The sequence below is a fragment of the uncultured Abiotrophia sp. genome (assembly GCF_938010525.1).
GTDB lineage: Bacteria > Bacillota > Bacilli > Lactobacillales > Aerococcaceae > Abiotrophia.
Window position 1 is genome coordinate 1 of sequence record NZ_CALLVK010000008.1, and the last position, 18,740, is coordinate 18,740.

Annotated in this window: 17 protein-coding genes; all 17 read left to right on the forward strand. The window is 46.2% G+C overall.

Features of this window, described 5'->3' with window-relative positions; genetic code table 11:
* The first annotated feature begins 63 nt into the window (after positions 1–63).
* The 17 genes from Q0339_RS01375 to Q0339_RS01455 all read left to right on the forward strand — a co-directional run bounded on the left by Q0339_RS01375 (position 64) and on the right by Q0339_RS01455 (position 18,674).
* The gene (locus Q0339_RS01375) at positions 64–945 is read left to right on the forward strand and encodes an aspartate carbamoyltransferase catalytic subunit (RefSeq protein ID WP_298076985.1); all 882 of its coding nucleotides are present in this window, start codon (positions 64–66) and stop codon (positions 943–945) included.
* A gap of 23 nt (positions 946–968) precedes the next feature.
* Entirely contained in the window at positions 969–2,246 is a 1,278-nt protein-coding gene (locus Q0339_RS01380; RefSeq protein WP_298076986.1) for a dihydroorotase, read from the forward strand.
* Positions 2,247–2,272: 26 nt separating this feature from the next.
* Positions 2,273–3,373 (forward strand): glutamine-hydrolyzing carbamoyl-phosphate synthase small subunit, encoded by a 1,101-nt coding sequence (carA, locus tag Q0339_RS01385; RefSeq protein ID WP_298076987.1) that lies wholly within the window; start codon positions 2,273–2,275, stop codon positions 3,371–3,373.
* A 12-nt stretch (positions 3,374–3,385) separates the two neighbouring features.
* Positions 3,386–6,565: a carbamoyl-phosphate synthase large subunit gene (carB, locus tag Q0339_RS01390; RefSeq protein WP_298076988.1), complete on the forward strand. Its 3,180-nt coding sequence runs from the start codon at positions 3,386–3,388 to the stop codon at positions 6,563–6,565.
* 26 nt (positions 6,566–6,591) lie between these two features.
* On the forward strand, positions 6,592–7,305 hold the full coding sequence (pyrF, locus tag Q0339_RS01395) for an orotidine-5'-phosphate decarboxylase (RefSeq protein ID WP_298076989.1): 714 nt from the start codon (positions 6,592–6,594) through the stop codon (positions 7,303–7,305).
* A gap of 16 nt (positions 7,306–7,321) precedes the next feature.
* Entirely contained in the window at positions 7,322–7,942 is a 621-nt protein-coding gene (gene pyrE, locus Q0339_RS01400) for an orotate phosphoribosyltransferase (protein ID WP_298076990.1), read from the forward strand.
* 215 nt (positions 7,943–8,157) lie between these two features.
* A complete protein-coding gene (locus Q0339_RS01405) occupies positions 8,158–8,469 on the forward strand; it encodes a UPF0223 family protein (protein WP_298076991.1) in 312 nt (103 codons plus the stop codon).
* Positions 8,456–9,268, forward strand: a complete 813-nt coding sequence (locus tag Q0339_RS01410) for an inositol monophosphatase family protein (RefSeq protein ID WP_298076992.1) — start codon at positions 8,456–8,458, stop codon at positions 9,266–9,268. Before Q0339_RS01405 ends, Q0339_RS01410 begins: the two co-directional genes overlap by 14 nt.
* Positions 9,255–11,090, forward strand: a complete 1,836-nt coding sequence (typA, locus tag Q0339_RS01415) for a translational GTPase TypA (RefSeq protein ID WP_298076993.1) — start codon at positions 9,255–9,257, stop codon at positions 11,088–11,090. The genes Q0339_RS01410 and typA overlap by 14 nt, the downstream gene beginning before the upstream one ends.
* Positions 11,091–11,176: 86 nt before the next feature.
* Positions 11,177–11,863, forward strand: coding sequence for a DnaD domain protein (locus tag Q0339_RS01420; RefSeq protein ID WP_298076994.1), 687 nt, complete (start codon positions 11,177–11,179; stop codon positions 11,861–11,863).
* Between the two features lie 24 nt (positions 11,864–11,887).
* Positions 11,888–12,274, forward strand: a complete 387-nt coding sequence (locus Q0339_RS01425; RefSeq protein WP_298076996.1) for a DUF956 family protein — start codon at positions 11,888–11,890, stop codon at positions 12,272–12,274.
* 139 nt (positions 12,275–12,413) lie between these two features.
* Positions 12,414–14,276, forward strand: a complete 1,863-nt coding sequence (locus Q0339_RS01430; protein WP_298076997.1) for an NTP transferase domain-containing protein — start codon at positions 12,414–12,416, stop codon at positions 14,274–14,276.
* A gap of 6 nt (positions 14,277–14,282) precedes the next feature.
* Positions 14,283–15,218 carry a DMT family transporter gene (locus Q0339_RS01435; protein ID WP_298076998.1) on the forward strand — a complete coding sequence of 312 codons (936 nt, stop codon included), beginning with the start codon at positions 14,283–14,285 and terminating at the stop codon, positions 15,216–15,218.
* A 3-nt stretch (positions 15,219–15,221) separates the two neighbouring features.
* On the forward strand, positions 15,222–15,908 hold the full coding sequence (locus Q0339_RS01440; RefSeq protein WP_298076999.1) for a sugar phosphate nucleotidyltransferase: 687 nt from the start codon (positions 15,222–15,224) through the stop codon (positions 15,906–15,908).
* 164 nt (positions 15,909–16,072) lie between these two features.
* Positions 16,073–16,780 (forward strand): 2-C-methyl-D-erythritol 4-phosphate cytidylyltransferase, encoded by a 708-nt coding sequence (locus tag Q0339_RS01445; RefSeq protein WP_298077000.1) that lies wholly within the window; start codon positions 16,073–16,075, stop codon positions 16,778–16,780.
* A 1-nt stretch (position 16,781) separates the two neighbouring features.
* Positions 16,782–17,810, forward strand: coding sequence for a zinc-binding dehydrogenase (locus Q0339_RS01450; protein WP_298077001.1), 1,029 nt, complete (start codon positions 16,782–16,784; stop codon positions 17,808–17,810).
* Between the two features lie 27 nt (positions 17,811–17,837).
* The gene (locus Q0339_RS01455; protein ID WP_298077002.1) at positions 17,838–18,674 is read left to right on the forward strand and encodes a phosphorylcholine transferase LicD; all 837 of its coding nucleotides are present in this window, start codon (positions 17,838–17,840) and stop codon (positions 18,672–18,674) included.
* Positions 18,675–18,740 lie beyond the last annotated feature (66 nt).

Here is an 18,740-nt window from a genome sequence, read left to right on the forward strand (position 1 = left end):
TGATAGCGAGGACTATTAGGTGGTTTTTTCTTATAGTTTGATAGCATCATAAGGAGGAGACATATGCGAAATTTAGTAAAAATGTCGGATTTAAGCAATGAGGAGGTCTATGGCCTGATTGAGCGAGCCTTAGAGCTCAAGGCAGGAGCCAGTCCCATTCAACGCCCCGACCTCATAGCGGCCAATCTTTTCTTCGAAAACTCAACGCGAACCAAGCATAGTTTTGAGGTGGCTCAAATGAAGTTGGGCTTGCAGGTCCTGAATTTTGATGCTTCAACCTCTTCTCTTAACAAGGGTGAGACCCTCTATGATACCTGCAAGACGCTTGAAGCGATAGGCTGCAACATCTTGGTCATTCGCCATAGCCAAGAAGCTTATTATCAGGAACTAGAAGGCTTGACCATTCCGGTCATCAGCGGTGGTGACGGCAGTGGGGAACATCCTAGCCAGTGTTTGCTGGATTTGATGACCCTCTATGAAGAATTTGGCCGTATAGAAGGGCTGGAGCTAGTTATAGCAGGTGATATCAAGAATTCGCGGGTGGCCCGAAGCAACTATCACATGCTGACCCGATTGGGGGCCAAGGTTCAATTTGTGGGACCTCAAGTCTTTGCAGACCCGACTTTGGGCCAAATGGTCGACTTCGACCAGGTCATTGACCAGGTTGATGCCTGCATGCTATTACGCGTCCAATTTGAACGTCATCAGGAGGCGGTAGCCTTAAGCCAAGCAGACTATCATGCTCGCTATGGCTTAACGCCAGCTCGCTATCGAGCCCTTAAGCCTCAGGCCATTGTCATGCATCCTGCACCAGTCAATCGGGACATGGAGATTGACTCTGACTTGGTGGAAGCTCCTGAATCTCGCATTTTCACTCAGATGACCAATGGCCGTTTTATGCGCCAAGCCATTCTGGAGAAAATCATTGCCGATAACGCCCTCTAACAAGATAGAAAGGAAGTTACATCATGTTATTACTCAAAAATGGTCGTCGTCTAGTCAAGGGGCATTTAGAGCCTGTCGAAATTCTAATTGATGGGGACAAGATATTAGCCATGGACATGGAGCTCAATGCCAGTGCAGATCAAATATTTGACCTTAAAGGTAAACTTCTAGCACCGGGTTTTATTGACGTCCATGTTCACTGGCGGGAACCAGGTTTTGAATACAAGGAAAATATCTACCATGCTTCCAGAGCGGCTGCACGCGGTGGCTTCACCACGGCCATGCCCATGCCCAACCTCAATCCGGTACCTGATTCCTATGACCACCTTAAGCCCCAGCTAGATATTATTGCACGCGATTCGGTTATTCGGGCCATTCCTTACGGAGCCATTACCAAAGGGGAGCTAGGAGAGGACTACGCTCAGTTTGACGAGTTAGCTCAACACGTTTTTGCCTTCAGTGATGACGGGCGTGGGGTCCAAAATGCTAATATGATGTATGAATCCATGTGTGTTGCCGCCCGACTTAACAAAGCCATTGTGGCCCATTGCGAGGACAATTCCCTAATTCGAGGTGGCTGTATGCACTGTGGCTGTCGCAGTCGGGAACTAGGACTGCCAGGTATTCCATCTGTTTGCGAATCGGTTCAGATTGCCCGCGACATTCTCTTGGCTGAAGCGGCAGGTTGTCACTATCATGTCTGCCATGTGTCGACCAAGGAATCCGTTCGCCTAGTTCGTGAGGCAAAGGCCAACGGTATTAAGGTGACCTGCGAAGTCTGCCCCCATCATTTACTGAGTGACGAGGGTGACATTCCCCACAACCATGGCTTCTGGAAAATGAATCCACCCCTGCGCGCAGCTGAGGACCGTCGAGCCCTAATTGCGGGCCTATTAGATGGGACCATCGACATTATCGCTACTGACCATGCGCCACACGCTCTGTCTGAGAAAGACCTGCCAATGCAGGAGGCGGCCTTTGGTATTGTAGGGTCTGAGACAGCCTTTAGCCAGCTCTATACTCACTTTGTCAAGCCAGGCATTATGTCCCTAGAATTTCTCTTGGACAAGATGTCGACTAATGTGGCAAAAATCTTTGATCTACCATATGGAAACTTAGCAGTCGGTCAGCCTGCTGATCTAGTCGTTATCGATTTAGACAAGGTAGCAAGTATCCAACCTGAGAATTTCTTGTCCAAAGGTCGGAATACGCCATACGCCGGTCAAGAAGTTTATGGCTGGCCTATCCTAACCATTAGCCAAGGCCGCATCGCCTATCAAGATGCCGCATTTTTTGCCTAAGAGCGTGTAAGACAAGGAGCGAGATTATGTACAGCTATGATAAGCAATTGATTTTAGAAGATGGAACCATCTACAAGGGCTATGGCTTTGGTGCTGACCGGGCTATGTCAGGGGAAGTCGTCTTTAATACCGCCATGACCGGCTACCAAGAGACACTATCAGACCCTTCTTATAACGGTCAAATTGTCACCTTTACCTATCCCTTAATTGGTAATTATGGCATTAATCGTGATGACTTTGAGACCATTAATCCCTCTATTAAGGGACTGGTAGTCCGCGAAGTCTGCCAAAAGCCTTCTAACTTCCGTAGCCAAATGTCCTTAGATCAAGCACTCAAAGAACTAGATATCCCAGGAATTTGGGGGATTGATACCCGCAGTCTGACGCGGAAGATTCGCCAATATGGGACTATTAAAGGTATTATTACTGACTTGTCTCAAGATCCAGAACAAGTACTAGAGCAGCTTAGAAAGACTGAGCTGGCCAGGGACCAAATTGCCCAAGTGTCGACTTCTAAGGCCTTCCTGTCGTCAGGAACGGGCTATCGAGTAGTTCTGGTTGATTTAGGCATGAAGTCAGGTATTCTGCGTGAGCTTAATGAGCGTAACTGTGACATTGTCGTGGTGCCTCATAATATTAGCGCTCAGGAAGTTTTACGTCTTCAACCTGATGGCGTCATGCTCTCTAATGGACCTGGCGACCCTGAAGATGTGCCAGAGACCATTGCCATGATTGGCCAAATCATGGACAAGCTACCAATTTTTGGTATTTGCATGGGCCATCAACTGATTAGTTTGGCAGCAGGAGCCAAGACCTACAAGCTCAAATTTGGCCATCGTGGTGCCAACCATCCTGTTAAGAACCTCTTGACAGGCAAGGTAGACTTGACTTCGCAAAACCATGGTTACAGTGTAGATATTGACTCATTGGCAGATACAGACCTAGAATTAACTCATTTGTCAGTTAATGACCGCACCTGCGAAGGCGTTCGACATAAGTTCTACCCAGTCTTCTCAGTTCAATACCATCCCGAAGCCTCGCCAGGACCACATGATCCTAATTATCTCTTTGACCAGTTCATTGAGAATATGAAAGCCTTCCAAGCTCAGTCTCGTCACCACAAGTAAAGGAGTCCTATCATGCCAAAACGTCAAGATATTCAAACCATTCTGGTCATTGGGTCGGGTCCTATTACAATTGGACAGGCAGCAGAATTCGATTATGCCGGGACTCAAGCTTGCCTTTCTTTGAAGGAAGAGGGCTACCAAGTTATCCTGGTTAACTCTAATCCGGCCACCATTATGACCGACCGTCAGATTGCCGATAAGGTTTATATGGAGCCACTAACATTAGAATTTATCAGCAAAATCATCCGTAAGGAACGGCCTGATGCCTTGTTGCCTACTCTTGGTGGTCAGGTGGGGCTCAACCTTGCCGTTCAATTGCATCGCCAGGGAGTCTTGGACCAATACGGTGTCGAATTACTAGGCACCAAACTAGCCTCCATCGAGCAAGCGGAAGACCGCCAGCTCTTCCGTCAGCTCATGCAGGAATTGGGGGAGCCGGTTCCTGAATCAGAAATAGTCACCAACTTAGATCAAGCTCGAGATTTTGTGGCACAAATTGGCTATCCAGTTATTGTTCGTCCAGCCTTTACCATGGGGGGGACTGGTGGCGGTATTTGTTATAATGATCAGGATTTAGATGAAATAGTTTCTTCAGGTCTCCATTATTCGCCCGTAACCCAATGTTTGCTAGAAAAATCCATCGCAGGTTATAAGGAAATTGAGTATGAAGTCATGCGTGATGCCAATGATACTGCCATTGTCGTCTGCAACATGGAAAACATTGACCCTGTAGGGATTCATACCGGGGATTCAGTCGTGGTGGCCCCATCGCAAACTCTGACTGACCGCGAGTATCACATGTTGCGCGATGTATCCCTTAAGATTATTCGGGCCCTCAAGATAGAAGGAGGCTGTAATGTCCAATTAGCCTTGGACCCAGATTCCTTTAACTACTATATCATTGAAGTCAACCCGCGCGTGTCTCGCTCTTCGGCCTTAGCGTCTAAGGCGACTGGCTACCCGATTGCTAAGATAGCGGCCAAGATTGCCGTTGGCTTAAGACTTGATGAAATCCTCAACCCTGTCACCCAGAATTCTTATGCCTGCTTCGAACCCAGCCTAGACTATGTGGTCAGCAAGATTCCACGTTTTCCTTTTGATAAATTCGAACGCGCCGACCGTAAGTTAGGCACTCAAATGAAGGCAACGGGTGAGGTTATGGCTATGGGGCGGACCTATGAGGAGTCTTTACTGAAGGCTATCCGCTCGCTAGAATACGGCGTCCACCACTTGGGCCTACCTAATGGTGATAGTTTTAGTTTGGAAGAAATCATGGAAAAGGTTCAAGCAGGTAGTGATGAACGCCTCTTCTTCATTGGCGAAGCCCTGAGACGAGGCGTCAGCGTAGATCAGATTCATGACATGACTAAAATCGATCCTTTCTTCCTAGATAAGATGCAGCATATTATTGATTTGGAACATGAACTCAAGGCCAATCCGCATGACCTCAATCTCTTGGCTTATGCCAAACGTTACGGTTTCTCTGACAAAATCATTGCCCACCGATGGCAAACCACTGAGGCAGAAGTTTATCAGCTACGTCAAGAAGCGGGCATCACACCAGTCTTCAAGATGGTGGATACCTGTGCGGCAGAATTCGAGTCTTCAACTCCTTACTTCTATTCTAGCTATGAAGCAGAGAATGAATCCATCGTGACGGACAAACCTAAAATCGTAGTGCTGGGTTCTGGTCCGATTCGTATCGGACAAGGGGTGGAATTTGACTACGCAACTGTCCATGCCGTTCTGGCCATTAAGGCGGCAGGTTACGAAGCCATTATCATTAACAACAACCCAGAGACCGTCTCAACCGACTTCACCATTTCTGATAAACTCTACTTCGAGCCGCTAACCGAAGAAGATGTCATGGCTATCTTGAACCACGAGCAGCCTTTGGGGGTGGTCGTGCAGTTTGGTGGTCAGACTGCCATTAACTTAGCCGATAAACTCCAAGCTCACGGAATCAAAATCCTTGGGACCAGTCTGGAAGAAATTGACAAGGCTGAAAACCGCGATAAGTTTGAGCAGCTCTTGCATGAATTAGCTATTCCACAACCTTTAGGTAAGACAGCCTCAGATACGGAAACAGCTGTCGCTAACGCTGCGTTCATTGGCTATCCAGTCTTGGTACGACCTTCCTATGTCTTGGGCGGTCGCGCCATGGAAATCGTCTATGAAGAAGCTGATTTGCGTCGTTACATGGAGACCGCTGTGCGGGTATCGCCGGAACATCCTGTCCTAACAGACCGTTACCTGATCGGTCAAGAAATCGAAGTCGACGCCATTTGTGATGGTCAAACAGTAGTCATTCCGGGCATTATGGAACATATTGAGCGGGCAGGTGTCCACTCAGGTGACTCTATCGCCGTTTACCCACCTCAGACCTTAAGTCAGGCTCAGAAGGAGCAACTAGTCGACTATACCATTCGTCTGGCTAAGGGCCTCAACATCGTAGGCCTACTTAATATCCAGTACGTGCTTAGCAAGGGTGAACTCTATGTCTTGGAAGTTAATCCACGCAGTTCACGGACGGTGCCATTCCTCAGCAAGATTACCGGCGTCCCCATGGCACAATTAGCTATGCAAGCTATTTTAGGCCAATCCTTAAGTGATCTAGGCTACCAGACTGGCTTGCTGCCTGAACCGTCTGCTGTTTACACCAAAGTACCGGTCTTTAGTTTCCAAAAACTCAAGGATGTAGACACCGCCTTAGGGCCTGAAATGAAGTCAACCGGAGAAGTCATGGGGAGCGACTTAACCTTGGAAAAATCCCTCTACAAAGGACTAGTAGCCGCCGGCATCCAGGTCAAGGACCAAGGGACCATCCTCTTCACAGTAGCTAACGAAGACAAGGCCGAAGCCTTGGAGCTGGCCCGTCGCTTTAGTGACTTGGGCTTCAATCTCTTGGCCACCCCAGGTACCGCTGATTACCTAAGTCAGGCAGGACTTAAAGTAGCTTCTGTAGGCAAAATCGGTAGTCAGGATCACAATGTCTTAGATGCCATCTATCAAGGGCAAGTAGACCTAGTCATTAACACCACTTCTAAGGATAAACATGTCACCAAGGATGGCTTCAAGATTCGCCGGGTAGCCAGTGAGCAAGAAATCGTCTGCTTCACCTCTTTGGATACTAGTATGGCCCTCTTAAAGGTGCTAGAATCCACCTCTTTCCATATCACGCCTTTGGCCTAGTCGGACTTGATCCATAAGGAGGAACTATGAATCAAAGATATTCTGGCGATGTCATCGTCGCACTAGACTTCAAAAACTTAGAAGAAACCATAGCATTTTTAGCACCCTTTAGTGGCCACGACCAACTCTATGTTAAGGTTGGGATGGAACTCTATCTACAAAATGGGCCACAAGTCTTATCTGCTCTCAAGGATAGAGGGCATCGCATCTTCCTAGACCTTAAGCTACATGACATTCCCAATACAGTTTATGGCGCAAGCAAAGGTTTAGCCCAGTTCAAAGTGGACATGCTTAATTTTCATGCTGCGGGGGGCAAGGAAATGCTGGAGGCTGCCAAGCAAGGCTTACTTGATGGAGGCAGCCCTGAAACTTTGGCCATCGCAGTAACCCAGTTAACCTCTACCTCTCAAGAACAAATGCAGGCCCAACAATTGATTCCAGTAGACCTAGCGACCAGTGTCCGTCATTACGCTCAGTTGACCAAGGAAGCGGGTTTGGATGGAGTTGTTGCCTCGGTTCATGAGGCATCCCTTATTCGGGAGGCTTGTGGCCAGGACTTTGCCATTGTCACGCCGGGCATACGCTTGATTGGTGGGCCAAGTCAGGATCAAAAGCGCATCGCCACACCGGAAGTTGCTCGCCAACTCGGCTCAACTCATATTGTAGTCGGACGCCCAATTACGTTAGCTAGTGACCCGGTCGCCGTATATGATGGCATTTGTCAGAGCTTTTTGAAGTAAGAATAGGAGGATTTTCATGTCCAGTGCAAAAGAAATTGCCCAAGAATTATTAGCTATTAAAGCGGTCGCTTTACAGCCCCACCAGTACTTTACATGGACATCAGGTATTCAATCGCCAATCTATTGTGACAATCGCCTGACCATGTCCTATCCGTCAGTCCGTCGTAAGATTGCCCAGGCTTTAAGTCATGTCATTAGGGAACATTATCCTCAGGTCCAAGTAGTAGCGGGGACAGCAACCGCTGGTATTCCCCACGCGGCTTGGGTCAGCGATTTGCTGGATTTGCCCATGGTTTATGTACGGGACTCCGCTAAGAAGCACGGTAAGACCAACCAGATTGAAGGGCACTTGACGCCGGGAGCCAAGGTGGTCATAGTAGAAGACTTAATCTCGACTGGCTTATCCTCGCTTAAGGTGGCTCAAGCCCTAAAAGATGCAGGATGTCAAGTTCTAGGCGTTGTTGCCATCTTCTCTTATGAATTGACCAAGGCTCAGCAGGCCTTTGCTGAAGCTGGAGTATGCTACCATACTCTAACCAATTATGACTCCTTGATCGAGGCTGCCTTGGAGGCTCAATATATCGAACAAGAAGATGTGGCTTCGCTCCTTGAATGGCGCCAGACATTAGGAAATTAAACTTACAGAAAAGTAGGGTTGCAAAGCAACTCTGCTTTTTGCTTTTCCGAGGGGAAACTATATAAAATTCGTATATTAAGCCTTTAATATTCTAGTGACTAGACAAATTGAAGATAAATTATAGTCTGTAAGCGTTGACTATGAAGTTTACCTTTTATTTTTTGGCCAAAATAGGGTATGATAATAGTTAGAGTGTTTTGAATGGAGGAACGTGTATGACACAGTTTGAATACCCCCTGAACCCGGATTGGACGACAGAGGAAATTATTAAGGTCGTCGACTTTCTATCTGCAGTAGAAGCAGTCTACCAGGGTGGGGTCAAATTTAATTCTCTGTGGCCACGTTACCAAGCATTCAAGCAAATAGTGACCAGTATTGGCGAAGAAAAGCGACTAGATCGAGCTTTCCAGTCAGCTAGTGGTTATTCTATCTACCAGGTCGTTCGGCAAATGAAGACTCTCAAGGATTCCTCAGCGGACAACCCCGTAGTGCGTATCAACATAGGAGGTTCAAATGGAAGATTTTAAGACAGTTCATGCCCATGTCTTGGTCTGGCTAGAAGAAGCCGCTGAGAATTTACGGCAATCACTCAAACGATCCCTTCAAGTGGATCAGAAAACAGGCGCCAGCGACTTAGTTACGGAGATGGATAAGGCGACAGAGGCATACTTTGTCGATAAGATTACCAGTCACTTCCCAGACCATCGCATCATTGGTGAGGAAGGAATGAGTCAAGGAACGGAAGATTTGGCCGGCATTGTCTGGGTCATTGACCCAATCGATGGGACCCTTAACTTCGTTAAGCAGAAAAATAACTTTGGCATTTTGATTGGGATTTTCCAAGATGGTAAGCCATTAGCTGGCTACATTTACGATGTCATGAAACATGACCTTTATGCGGGGATTGTGGGCCAAGGTGCTACCCTCAACGGCCAACCACTGGTGCCACTTAAGATTGACCGCCTACAAGATTCTCTAGCGGTAGGGAACGTGGCCATGTTTACTCAAAACCGTTGCAATAGCCAACGCCTCTTAGAAAATGTCTTAGGCGTTCGGGCGCACGGTTCTGCTGCTCTTGAAGTGATCGAAGTCATTCGTGGTGAAGCGGCAGTTTACTTAAGTTTCAATTTAAGTCCTTGGGACTTTGCAGCTGGCTGGGCCATCTGTGAGGCTATGGGCTTCAAGGCAACTAAGCCTGACGGCTCTCAACTATCCATTTTATCAGCCAGTCCTATTATTTTCGCGCATGACAGCGTTCATAATGAAGTCATCCGCGTTTTAGCAGAAGAAAAAGATCAGTTAGGAGAAATTAATGAATACGCGTAAGGATATCCGAAATATTGCTATTATTGCCCACGTCGACCACGGTAAAACCACACTGGTTGACGAGTTGCTTAAACAGTCCAACACCCTCGATGAGCGTGCTAAATTAGATGAGCGTGCCATGGACTCTAACGACATTGAAAAAGAACGTGGGATTACCATCTTAGCCAAAAACACTGCCGTTGATTATAAGGGGACCCGTATCAACATCTTGGACACCCCAGGTCACGCGGACTTCGGTGGCGAAGTAGAACGTATCATGAAAATGGTTGATGGGGTTATTCTGGTGGTGGATGCCTATGAAGGGACCATGCCACAAACTCGCTTTGTCTTGAAGAAAGCCTTAGAACAACACTTAGTACCGATTGTCGTAGTCAACAAGATTGACAAGCCTTCTGCTCGTCCAGAAGAAGTAGTAGATGAAGTCTTAGAGCTCTTCATCGAATTAGGGGCCGATGATGATCAATTGGAATTCCCTGTAGTCTATGCTTCAGCCCTTAACGGGACGTCTAGTTTATCTGACAATCCAGCAGACCAAGAGCCTTCTATGGATGCTATCTTTGACTCAGTCATTGAACATGTACCTGCTCCAGTTGATAACTCCGACCAACCATTACAATTCCAAGTTTCCTTGTTGGACTATAATGAATATGTGGGGCGTATTGGGATTGGCCGTATCTTCCGTGGGAAGATGAAAGTCGGCGACAACGTGACCCTTATGAAGGTTGACGGCACTAGCAAGAACTTCCGTATTACCAAGATGTTTGGTTTCTTCGGTTTGGACCGCGTGGAAATTAACGAAGCTAAGGCAGGGGACTTAATTGCCTTATCAGGTATGGAAGATATCTTCGTTGGAGAGACCGTAGCAGATGCTGCAAATCCTGAAGCTCTGCCAATTCTCCACATTGATGAGCCTACCTTACAAATGACCTTCTTAACCAACAACTCACCATTTGCTGGTAAAGAAGGCAAGTTTGTGACTTCCCGTAACCTCCAAGACCGTCTTATGCAAGAATTGCAAACAGACGTATCCTTGCGTGTTGAGCCAACAGACTCACCAGATGCCTTTATCGTGTCTGGTCGTGGGGAATTACACTTGGCTATCTTGATTGAGAACATGCGTCGTCAAGGTTATGAGTTCCAAGTTTCACGTCCTAAGGTAATCCTTAAGGAAATTGATGGCAAGACCTGTGAGCCTTTCGAGCGTGTACAAATTGACACACCTGAAGAATACATGGGGGCGATTATTGAAGCCTTAGGTCAACGTAAGGCTGAAATGGCGGATATGGTAACTACAGGTAATGGTCAAATCCGTATGGTCTTCTCTGTTCCGGCTCGTGGCTTGATTGGTTTCTCTACTGAGTTCTTATCTATGACACGTGGTTATGGGATTATGAACCATAGCTTCGATGACTATCAACCTGTTATTGATTCCAATATTGGGAACCGCCGTAACGGTGCCTTGGTTGCCCTTGAGGCAGGACAAGCCACTACTTATGGGATTATGAACTTAGAAGATCGTGGGACTATTTTTGTGAACCCAGGGACTGAAGTCTACGGTGGGATGATTATTGGGGAACATAACCGTGAGAACGACTTAACTGTTAATATCACCAAGGCTAAACAATTAACTAACATTCGTTCAGCAACCAAAGACCAAACCGCGGTTATTAAACGTCCACGTATCCTAACTCTAGAAGAATCCTTAGAGTTCATGGATGATGATGAATACTGTGAAGTAACACCTGAGAGCGTTCGTTTACGTAAGCAAATCCTTGACAAGGGTGCGCGTGAACGCGAAACCAAGAAAGCTAAGAAGGCCTAAGAGCTAAGTGGTTCATGGCTAGCCTCCTAATCTGAGGAAGCTGCCCCGTGCTAATAGGAAAACTAGACTGAGAAAGGGGAAGCATCATGTATAATTGGTACCAAGAAGGCTTTATCGTCTTGCCGCAGGTCTTACTCAGCCATTATCAAGACTTAGGCTTGAGTCCTGAAACCTTTCTCCTAGTGACTACGATATTAGGTCAGAAGGAGGGGGATTTGAGTCCTATGGCTGTTGTAGAACTATGCTCGCAACATTACGGTTGGCAGTCTCATCAAGCCATGTCTCAACTATCTCTCTTAGCAGATCAGGGCTATCTAGTCTTTGAAATGGATGCTTCGGGCCAAGACCGTTTGAGTCTGGCACCACTTTTTGAACGACTAGAGTCCTTTAATCTAGCAGCTAGGCAAAAACAGACGACTTCTAGTAATGAGACAGACCCAACAAGTGATCAGAAACAGACCATGACGGCTAGTCAACTCATTCCTCTGGTGGAAGGGGAGTTTGGCCGTTCCCTGTCAGCACTCGAATATGAGACCTTGAATGGTTGGCTCAAGCAAGATGGCTATGCGCCTGATTTAATCCGTCTAGCAGTTAAGGAAGCCGTTTTGCGTCAAGCTCTCAGCCTTAAGTATATTGATCGCATTCTGATTAATTGGGAGCGTCATGGCTTGACCACTGCTGCTCAGGTTCAAGCCTATCTAGAAAGACGCGATAAGGGCCAGCCCGACAATCAAGAGGCGGTTTATGATCAGATAGATATTCCACTACTCTAAAGCATTGTAGAAGGAGAGAGAAGTATGGTTGAATCATTGAATAGCCGGGCAGACTTTGTGACAACTGCCAACTGGATGTCTGGTGGCGTAATGGGCCGCCATGGCCGTATTCTAGTGGGTAACAAGGCATTTGAATTCTATAATGACCGCAATCCAGCTGATTTCGTTCAGATTCCTTGGGGCGAAATTCGCCAGGTTCGTGCCATCATGCTGATGAAACGAGGCTTCATTCGGGGCTTCTTCATTGATACCAAGTCAGCAGGCACCTATCACTTTGTCGTCTCTAAGGCAGGGCAGACTCTTAAGGCCATGCGAAACTATCTGGCTGACGACCAACTGGTCAGAAATAAGCCTGTCTTCTCCTTGGCTAAGCTTTGGAAAGAATGGCGCCATAAAAAAGCAAAAAAATAATAGGACCTCTAACCCTCAGCTAAATGCTGAGGGTTTTGTTCATTATTTGAACTTTTTAAGCTAAAACTCTAGACATAAGATAATAAGTGGTTTATACTAGACTAAAGTTCAAAAAATGAACACAGAAAGAAGGGCTAAGATGAATGACTTAATGACCTTGCTGTATTACTTGAACCGAGAAAAAGCGGGCAGTCAACGTGATATGGCACAAGCGACTAACCTATCCCTAGGCAAAATTAATCTGATTCTCAAGCGACTTGATGAACAAGGCTACATTGAGATTGAGCGTCAGGGGACGCGTAACCACTATCAAGTGACGGACAAGGGCTTGGCTTTGCTAGAGACTGGCTTGAAAGATGCAAATGCCCGTAAGATTCAGTTGGCTCAGGCCAAGGAGCAAATTCATCAAGCAGTTATTCTTGCTGCAGGCCAACCTCGTCATATGGACCAACCTGTTCCACTCCTATCATTAGGGGACCATACCTTATTGGATCGGACCCTTCAAGTCTTACGAGACCAAGGAGTAGAGCGTTTTGTCTTGGTTGCTGGCTTCCAAGCTGACCTCTTGGCTCAACATGTTGCTGACATGCCTGATGTGACTCTAGTAGTCAATGAGGCTTATGCCCACACAGGGACTATGGCTTCTCTGGCCACGGCAGCTCCTCATATTGATGGCGACTTCTTCCTGATTGAGGGGGATTTACTCTTTGAAATCCGTGGGATTAAGGGGCTGAATAAGGTCGCCAGTGATTCCGCTATGTTGATTACTAGTGTACGTGAGCAACATGATGAAGCCATGGTGGAATTGCGTGATGGCTATGTCTATAAGATGGGTAAGGATATTCACCAATTCAACCGTATCGACGGTGAAATGATTGGCCTGTCCAAATTGTCCTATCCTTTCTATCTTAAGATGCTGTCGATTTATGCTGACAACCTCAATCCGTATGTTAACTATGAATATATTATGTTAGACGTTGCCCAAGACTATCGCTTGGGTTACCTTAAACTGGATGACTTCTTCTGGGGCGAAATTGATGATGCTAGTCAGGTTCATCATGTTCTTAAGCGAGTCTACCCACGTTTGGTTCGCAAGGAAGAACGGGCAGCTAAGCAAGAAGTGGAGCAGTTCTTGGCCGACCAGATGGATGCTAGCCCTGAGGATATTGCGACCTTAGAGAGTGCGGGTGGTATGACTAACAAGAACTACAAGGTCATACTTAAAGGCCAACCTTACATCATTCGGATTGCCGGCAACGGGACGGAGAAGTTCATTAACCGTCCAGCTGAGAAATCCAATAGCCTCTTAGCTCATATTCTGGGCTTAGATGCTGAGACCCTCTACTTTGACGAAGTGACAGGGACCAAGGTGTCAGCCTTCATTCCAGATGCTGAAACCTTGAATGCCAATACAGCGACTTACCTTAACAATATGCGAATGACAACGGGACTCCTCAGACAGTTACATCAATCAGGATTAGACTTTGATAACCGTTTTGATGTCTTCGAAGAAATTGCTAAGTATGAGAGTTTCGTGGATGAAGTAGGGGCGGACTATTTTGACGGCTATCAGGCGACACGTCAGGAAGTTTTCCAACTACAGGAAGATTTGGCTGACTTACCAGTTCAAATAGTGCCATGTCATATTGACACAGTTCCAGAGAACTTTGTCAAAGGTGGAGACGGTAAGGCCTATCTGATTGACTGGGAGTACTCAGGTATGAATGACTTGGCCTGGGATTTAGCGGCCCACAGTCTAGAATGTGGCTTCAGCCAAGACCAGGAAGATCGCTTCTTAAGCCTCTACTGCCAAGATCAAGAGGTGCCAGAAAGCTTGAAAACTAAACTCTTAATCTATCAAATTTGCCAAGACTTCCTCTGGTCAGTCTGGACCATCTTCAAGGAAAGCCGGGGCGACGATTTTGGGGACTATGGGATTGAACGCTACCGTCGTGCGCAAGCTAACCTAGCGCGCTACCATGCTCTAAAAAAGAAAGGATGAAGCTAGATGAAAAATAAGGAAACAAGTGGTATCATTGCCGGCCTATTGTCAGGTCTCTTGTGGGGAGCAGATACCCATTATAGTGGCGTAATTCTGATGATGTTGCCCTTTACCCTAGTTGACCCGCGGCTAGCTGGCGCGGCCCTTTTATTGGCCCTCTTCCATGATGGTTTTTCTGCCTTAATGATGACGGGGGAGTTGGTTCGTCAAAGGCAACTCAAACAAACTTTCAAACAATTGACTAGCAAGAGTTCCTTTGTAGTCATGTTAGCAGCTGTTTTAGGTGGTCCTATGGGTATGCGAGCCTATCTCTATGCGGTAGATGCGATTGGGGCAGGCTTAACAGCAAGTATTTCCTCTATGTATCCAGTGGTTGCTGCTTTTTTAGGTATGTTAATTCTTAAGGAAAAGATCACTAAGCCAGTTTGGATTGGCTTGGGCTTGGCTGTGTTAGCGGTCTTAGGCGTGAGTCTGTCTGGTGATATGATGCAATCTAATGCCCAACTTATTGGCTTCTTAGTGGCCTTTCTCAGCGTAGTCGGCTGGTCCTTGGAGAGTGTGATTTGTTCCATTGGGATGAAGGAAGATTTGAATCCTAAGCAAGCTCTTTGGATTCGTCAATGCGTCTCTACTTTAGTTTATTTGGGCTTTATTACCTTCGAATCTGACTTGGTCTTTAGCGTGGCGGCTGTTATTAGTCAGCCAGTTCTTTGGTTAATCTTGGGTGTTGCTGTCTTAGGCACATTGTCTTATTTGAATTTTTATCGAGCAATTGATACAATTGGTCCTGTAAAGGCTACTGCACTCAATATCTCATACGCTATTTGGGCCATTGTCTTCTCCATCTTGCTAGGAGGAGCTGAATTTAACCCAATTCTCTTGCTATCGGCGGCTTTGATGATTGTAAGCAGTGTCTTAGTTTCTCAACACGAAGGAGCCTAATCAATGAGAGCAATAATTCTCGCCGCTGGTATGGGAACCCGCTTGCGGCCAATCACCCTAACAACCCCTAAATCCTTAATTCAAGTCGCAGGGACAAGTCTAATCGAGCGTCAGATTGAATTTTTGCGGGCTAAAGGGATTCAAGACATTATTGTCGTGACAGGGTACTTGGCTGAAAAGTTCGATTTTCTTAAGGACCAATATGGCGTGACCTTGATTCACAATGACCAATTTGAAAGCTACAATAACTTTTACACCATGTACTTGGTCCGTCACCATTTAAGTGATGCCTATGTTATTGATGCCGATAATTTCCTAGTCGATAACTTCTTGTTATCAGCACCAAAAAGTTCCCTCTACTTTGGGGTAGCAAAAGAAGGTTTCAAGGATGAATGGGTCTTGCACTACAATCAAGATGATCAACGTGTAACGGCCATTACGGTAGATAGCGGCCAGGGGAGAATTCTGTCTGGTGTCTCTTACTGGAGTGCCAAAGACGGCCAACGTCTACAGCAACTGATTGAGCGCTACTACCAAGAAGCAGATTATGCCAATCTCTACTGGGATGACGTGGTCAAGGATAACCTAGCTGATTTAGATGTTCATGTTTATCCAATTGAAGGTCACCAAACCTTTGAAATTGATAGTTTAGAGGACTTAGAGCTCTTGCGTTCGCAAATGGAAGCCTAAGATAAGTAAAAAGCCAGACGCTTGTCTGGCTTTTTTGCTTGGAAGTGTGATCATTTCTTAATAAAATGCTTAAGCTAATGAGATTTCTATGCGTGTAGATATAAGATGTGCTATAATAATTAGGATAGAAAGACACTTTACGACAGTGAGAAGGAGAGAGATGCATGATTTATGCAGGTATTCTAGCAGGAGGCATTGGATCCAGAATGGGGATTCAAGATATGCCTAAGCAATTCCTTATGTTAGGCAATAAGCCCATTATTATTCATACCATCGAAAAATTCTTAGTAGTACCAGACATTGACCAAGTCTATGTAGCTGTACACCCAAATTGGTTAGTCTACTTCAATGATTTAGTAAGCAAACACTTGCCAGGCCATGAGTCTAAGATTAAAGCCGTTGATGGGGGTGGAGATCGGAATGATAGTATCCTCAATATCATCGCAGATATTAAGTCAGCCGGTCCTGTCTCTGACCAAGCTATTTTAATTACTCATGATGCGGTACGTCCTTTTGTCTCTTATCGTATGATTCAAGACAATATCAAGGTCATGGATGACTATGATGCGACCGATACAGTTGTCATGGCTAACGATACCATTGTGGAATCCCAAGATGGTAAGTCTATTAGCTCTATTCCTAATCGGGCACACATGTTCCAAGGTCAGACCCCTCAAACATTCCGCATTAATCAGTTTGATAGCCTCTTCGCTAGCCTCAGTCAAGACGAGCGTGAGATATTAACCGATGCCTGCAAGGTCTTTGTCCTCAAAGGGAAAAGTGTTGGCCTAGTAAAAGGGGAATACTCTAACTTGAAGATTACGACCGTGACCGATTTGAAGATTGCAGAAGCTATGTTGGGAGAGATCTAAAGTGATTAATCGCGTCTATCAGTTACTTCGCCCATACTTCTTCTCAGTTAAGTATGAAGATGTGTCGACAGACTCGGCTAAGCCAGTTGTAGTACGTCCTAATTACATGGCTCTCTGTCATGCAGACCAACGCTACTACCAAGGCAAGCGTTCAGCCAAAGTACTCAAGCAAAAATTACCAATGGCCTTGATTCACGAGTGTTGTGGTATTGTCGTTCGTGACGAAACCGGCACCTATCAAGTAGGGGATAAGGTGGTCATGATTCCCAATCAGCCTCCGCAAGGTTTTAACCATTCAGGTGAGTTCTATGAGAACTATGTGGAAGGAACTCACTTCCTATCCAGTGGTTACGATGGTTTCATGCAGGAATTTGTGCATTTGCCATTAGACCGCGTTGTGGGCTATCAAAGCATTCCAGATGTGGTAGCGGCTATGACCGAATTTGTCTCGGTGGCAGCGCACGGGGCCCGTCGTTTTGACTCTATGGCCTTATCCAAGCGTGACCGAATCGTGGTCTGGGGATCAGGTTCGCTAGCCTTTGTCCAAGCTACCGTCTTAAGAGCTAAGTTTCCAGATGCTACGATTATTGTAGTAGGTAAAAACCATGATAAATTAAGACTTTTCAGCTTTGTAGATGAAGTCTATGAATTACAAGATATTCCGGAAGATTTCAGCTTCGACCATGCCTTTGAATGTGTGGGTGGCGATGCCAGTCAAGAAGCCATTCGTGACATTATTAAGTATATTAAACCTCAAGGAACGCTGATTTTAATGGGAGTTTCCGAGACGGAAGTGCCAGTCAATACCCGAGATGTCTTAGAAAAAGGCCTGACCTTAGTAGGCTCTTCTCGCTCAGGACGTGAGGACTTCCAATTGGCTGTGGCCTTAATGGAAAACCCACAAGTATCCTCAAGACTGCGGATGATTATCCACCAAGTAGGGGATTTAGAGGATGTCAAGGATATCTATCAATTCTTCGAAGAAGACCGTAAAACACCATTTAAAACGGTGGCTAAGTGGAATATCTAGTGATTAATTAAAAGAAGGAGGGGTTAGATGGAACCTATTCAAGCCAAAAGCCTAGAAATGGCCCAATACTTTGTTGCCTTCTGCCAGAAGCATAATCTCTTATGCTACTTATGCGGTGGTGGCGCGATTGGGGCATTACGTCATCAGGGTTTTATTCCCTGGGACGATGATTTAGACTTTTTTATGCCAAGGGAAGACTATGAACGTTTGGCAGAACTCTGGCCCAAAGAGGCAGATTCGCGTTATTTTCTGTCGCGGTCTCATGAGGGCTATGTCGACCGTAACCTCTTCATCACGATTCGTGACCGCCAGACAACTTGCCTCAAGCCTTATCAAGCCGACTTAGACTTGCCACATGGCCTAGCCTTGGATGTACTGCCTTTGGACTATGCACCGGCCTCAGCCTGGAAACGTAAGACCCAGAAGGTCTGGGCCTTAATCTATTCGCTCTTTAGCGCTCAAACCGTGCCTGAAAAGCATGGGGGCCTTTTGGCCTGGGGCAGTCGAGTGTTGCTGGGCCTAGTCCCAAGTTCTAAACTCCGTTATAAGATCTGGTCACTAGCGCATAAAAAGATGACTAAGACCACTCGACAAGAGGCGGCTTACCGCATTGAGTTATGTTCAGGTCCTTACTATATGAGCAAACTCTATCCAATCGAGGCCTTTGATCAAGCTGTCTTCAAGCCTTTTGAAGGAACAGAAATGCCCATTCCAGCGGGTTATGATGCCTATTTGAGTGAGGCGTTTGGTGACTATATGACGCCACCGCCTAGCCAGAATCAAAAGCCACATCACGATGCTTTATTGCTAGATTTAGAGCGACCTTATACGGATTATGACCTCAAGACAGGTCAGCTTAAGTAGGGGGAAGTCTCTAAGCTAGCTATAGATTAACAGTTTTTAGCCAAAACAAGGCTGGCCAGAGGGTCA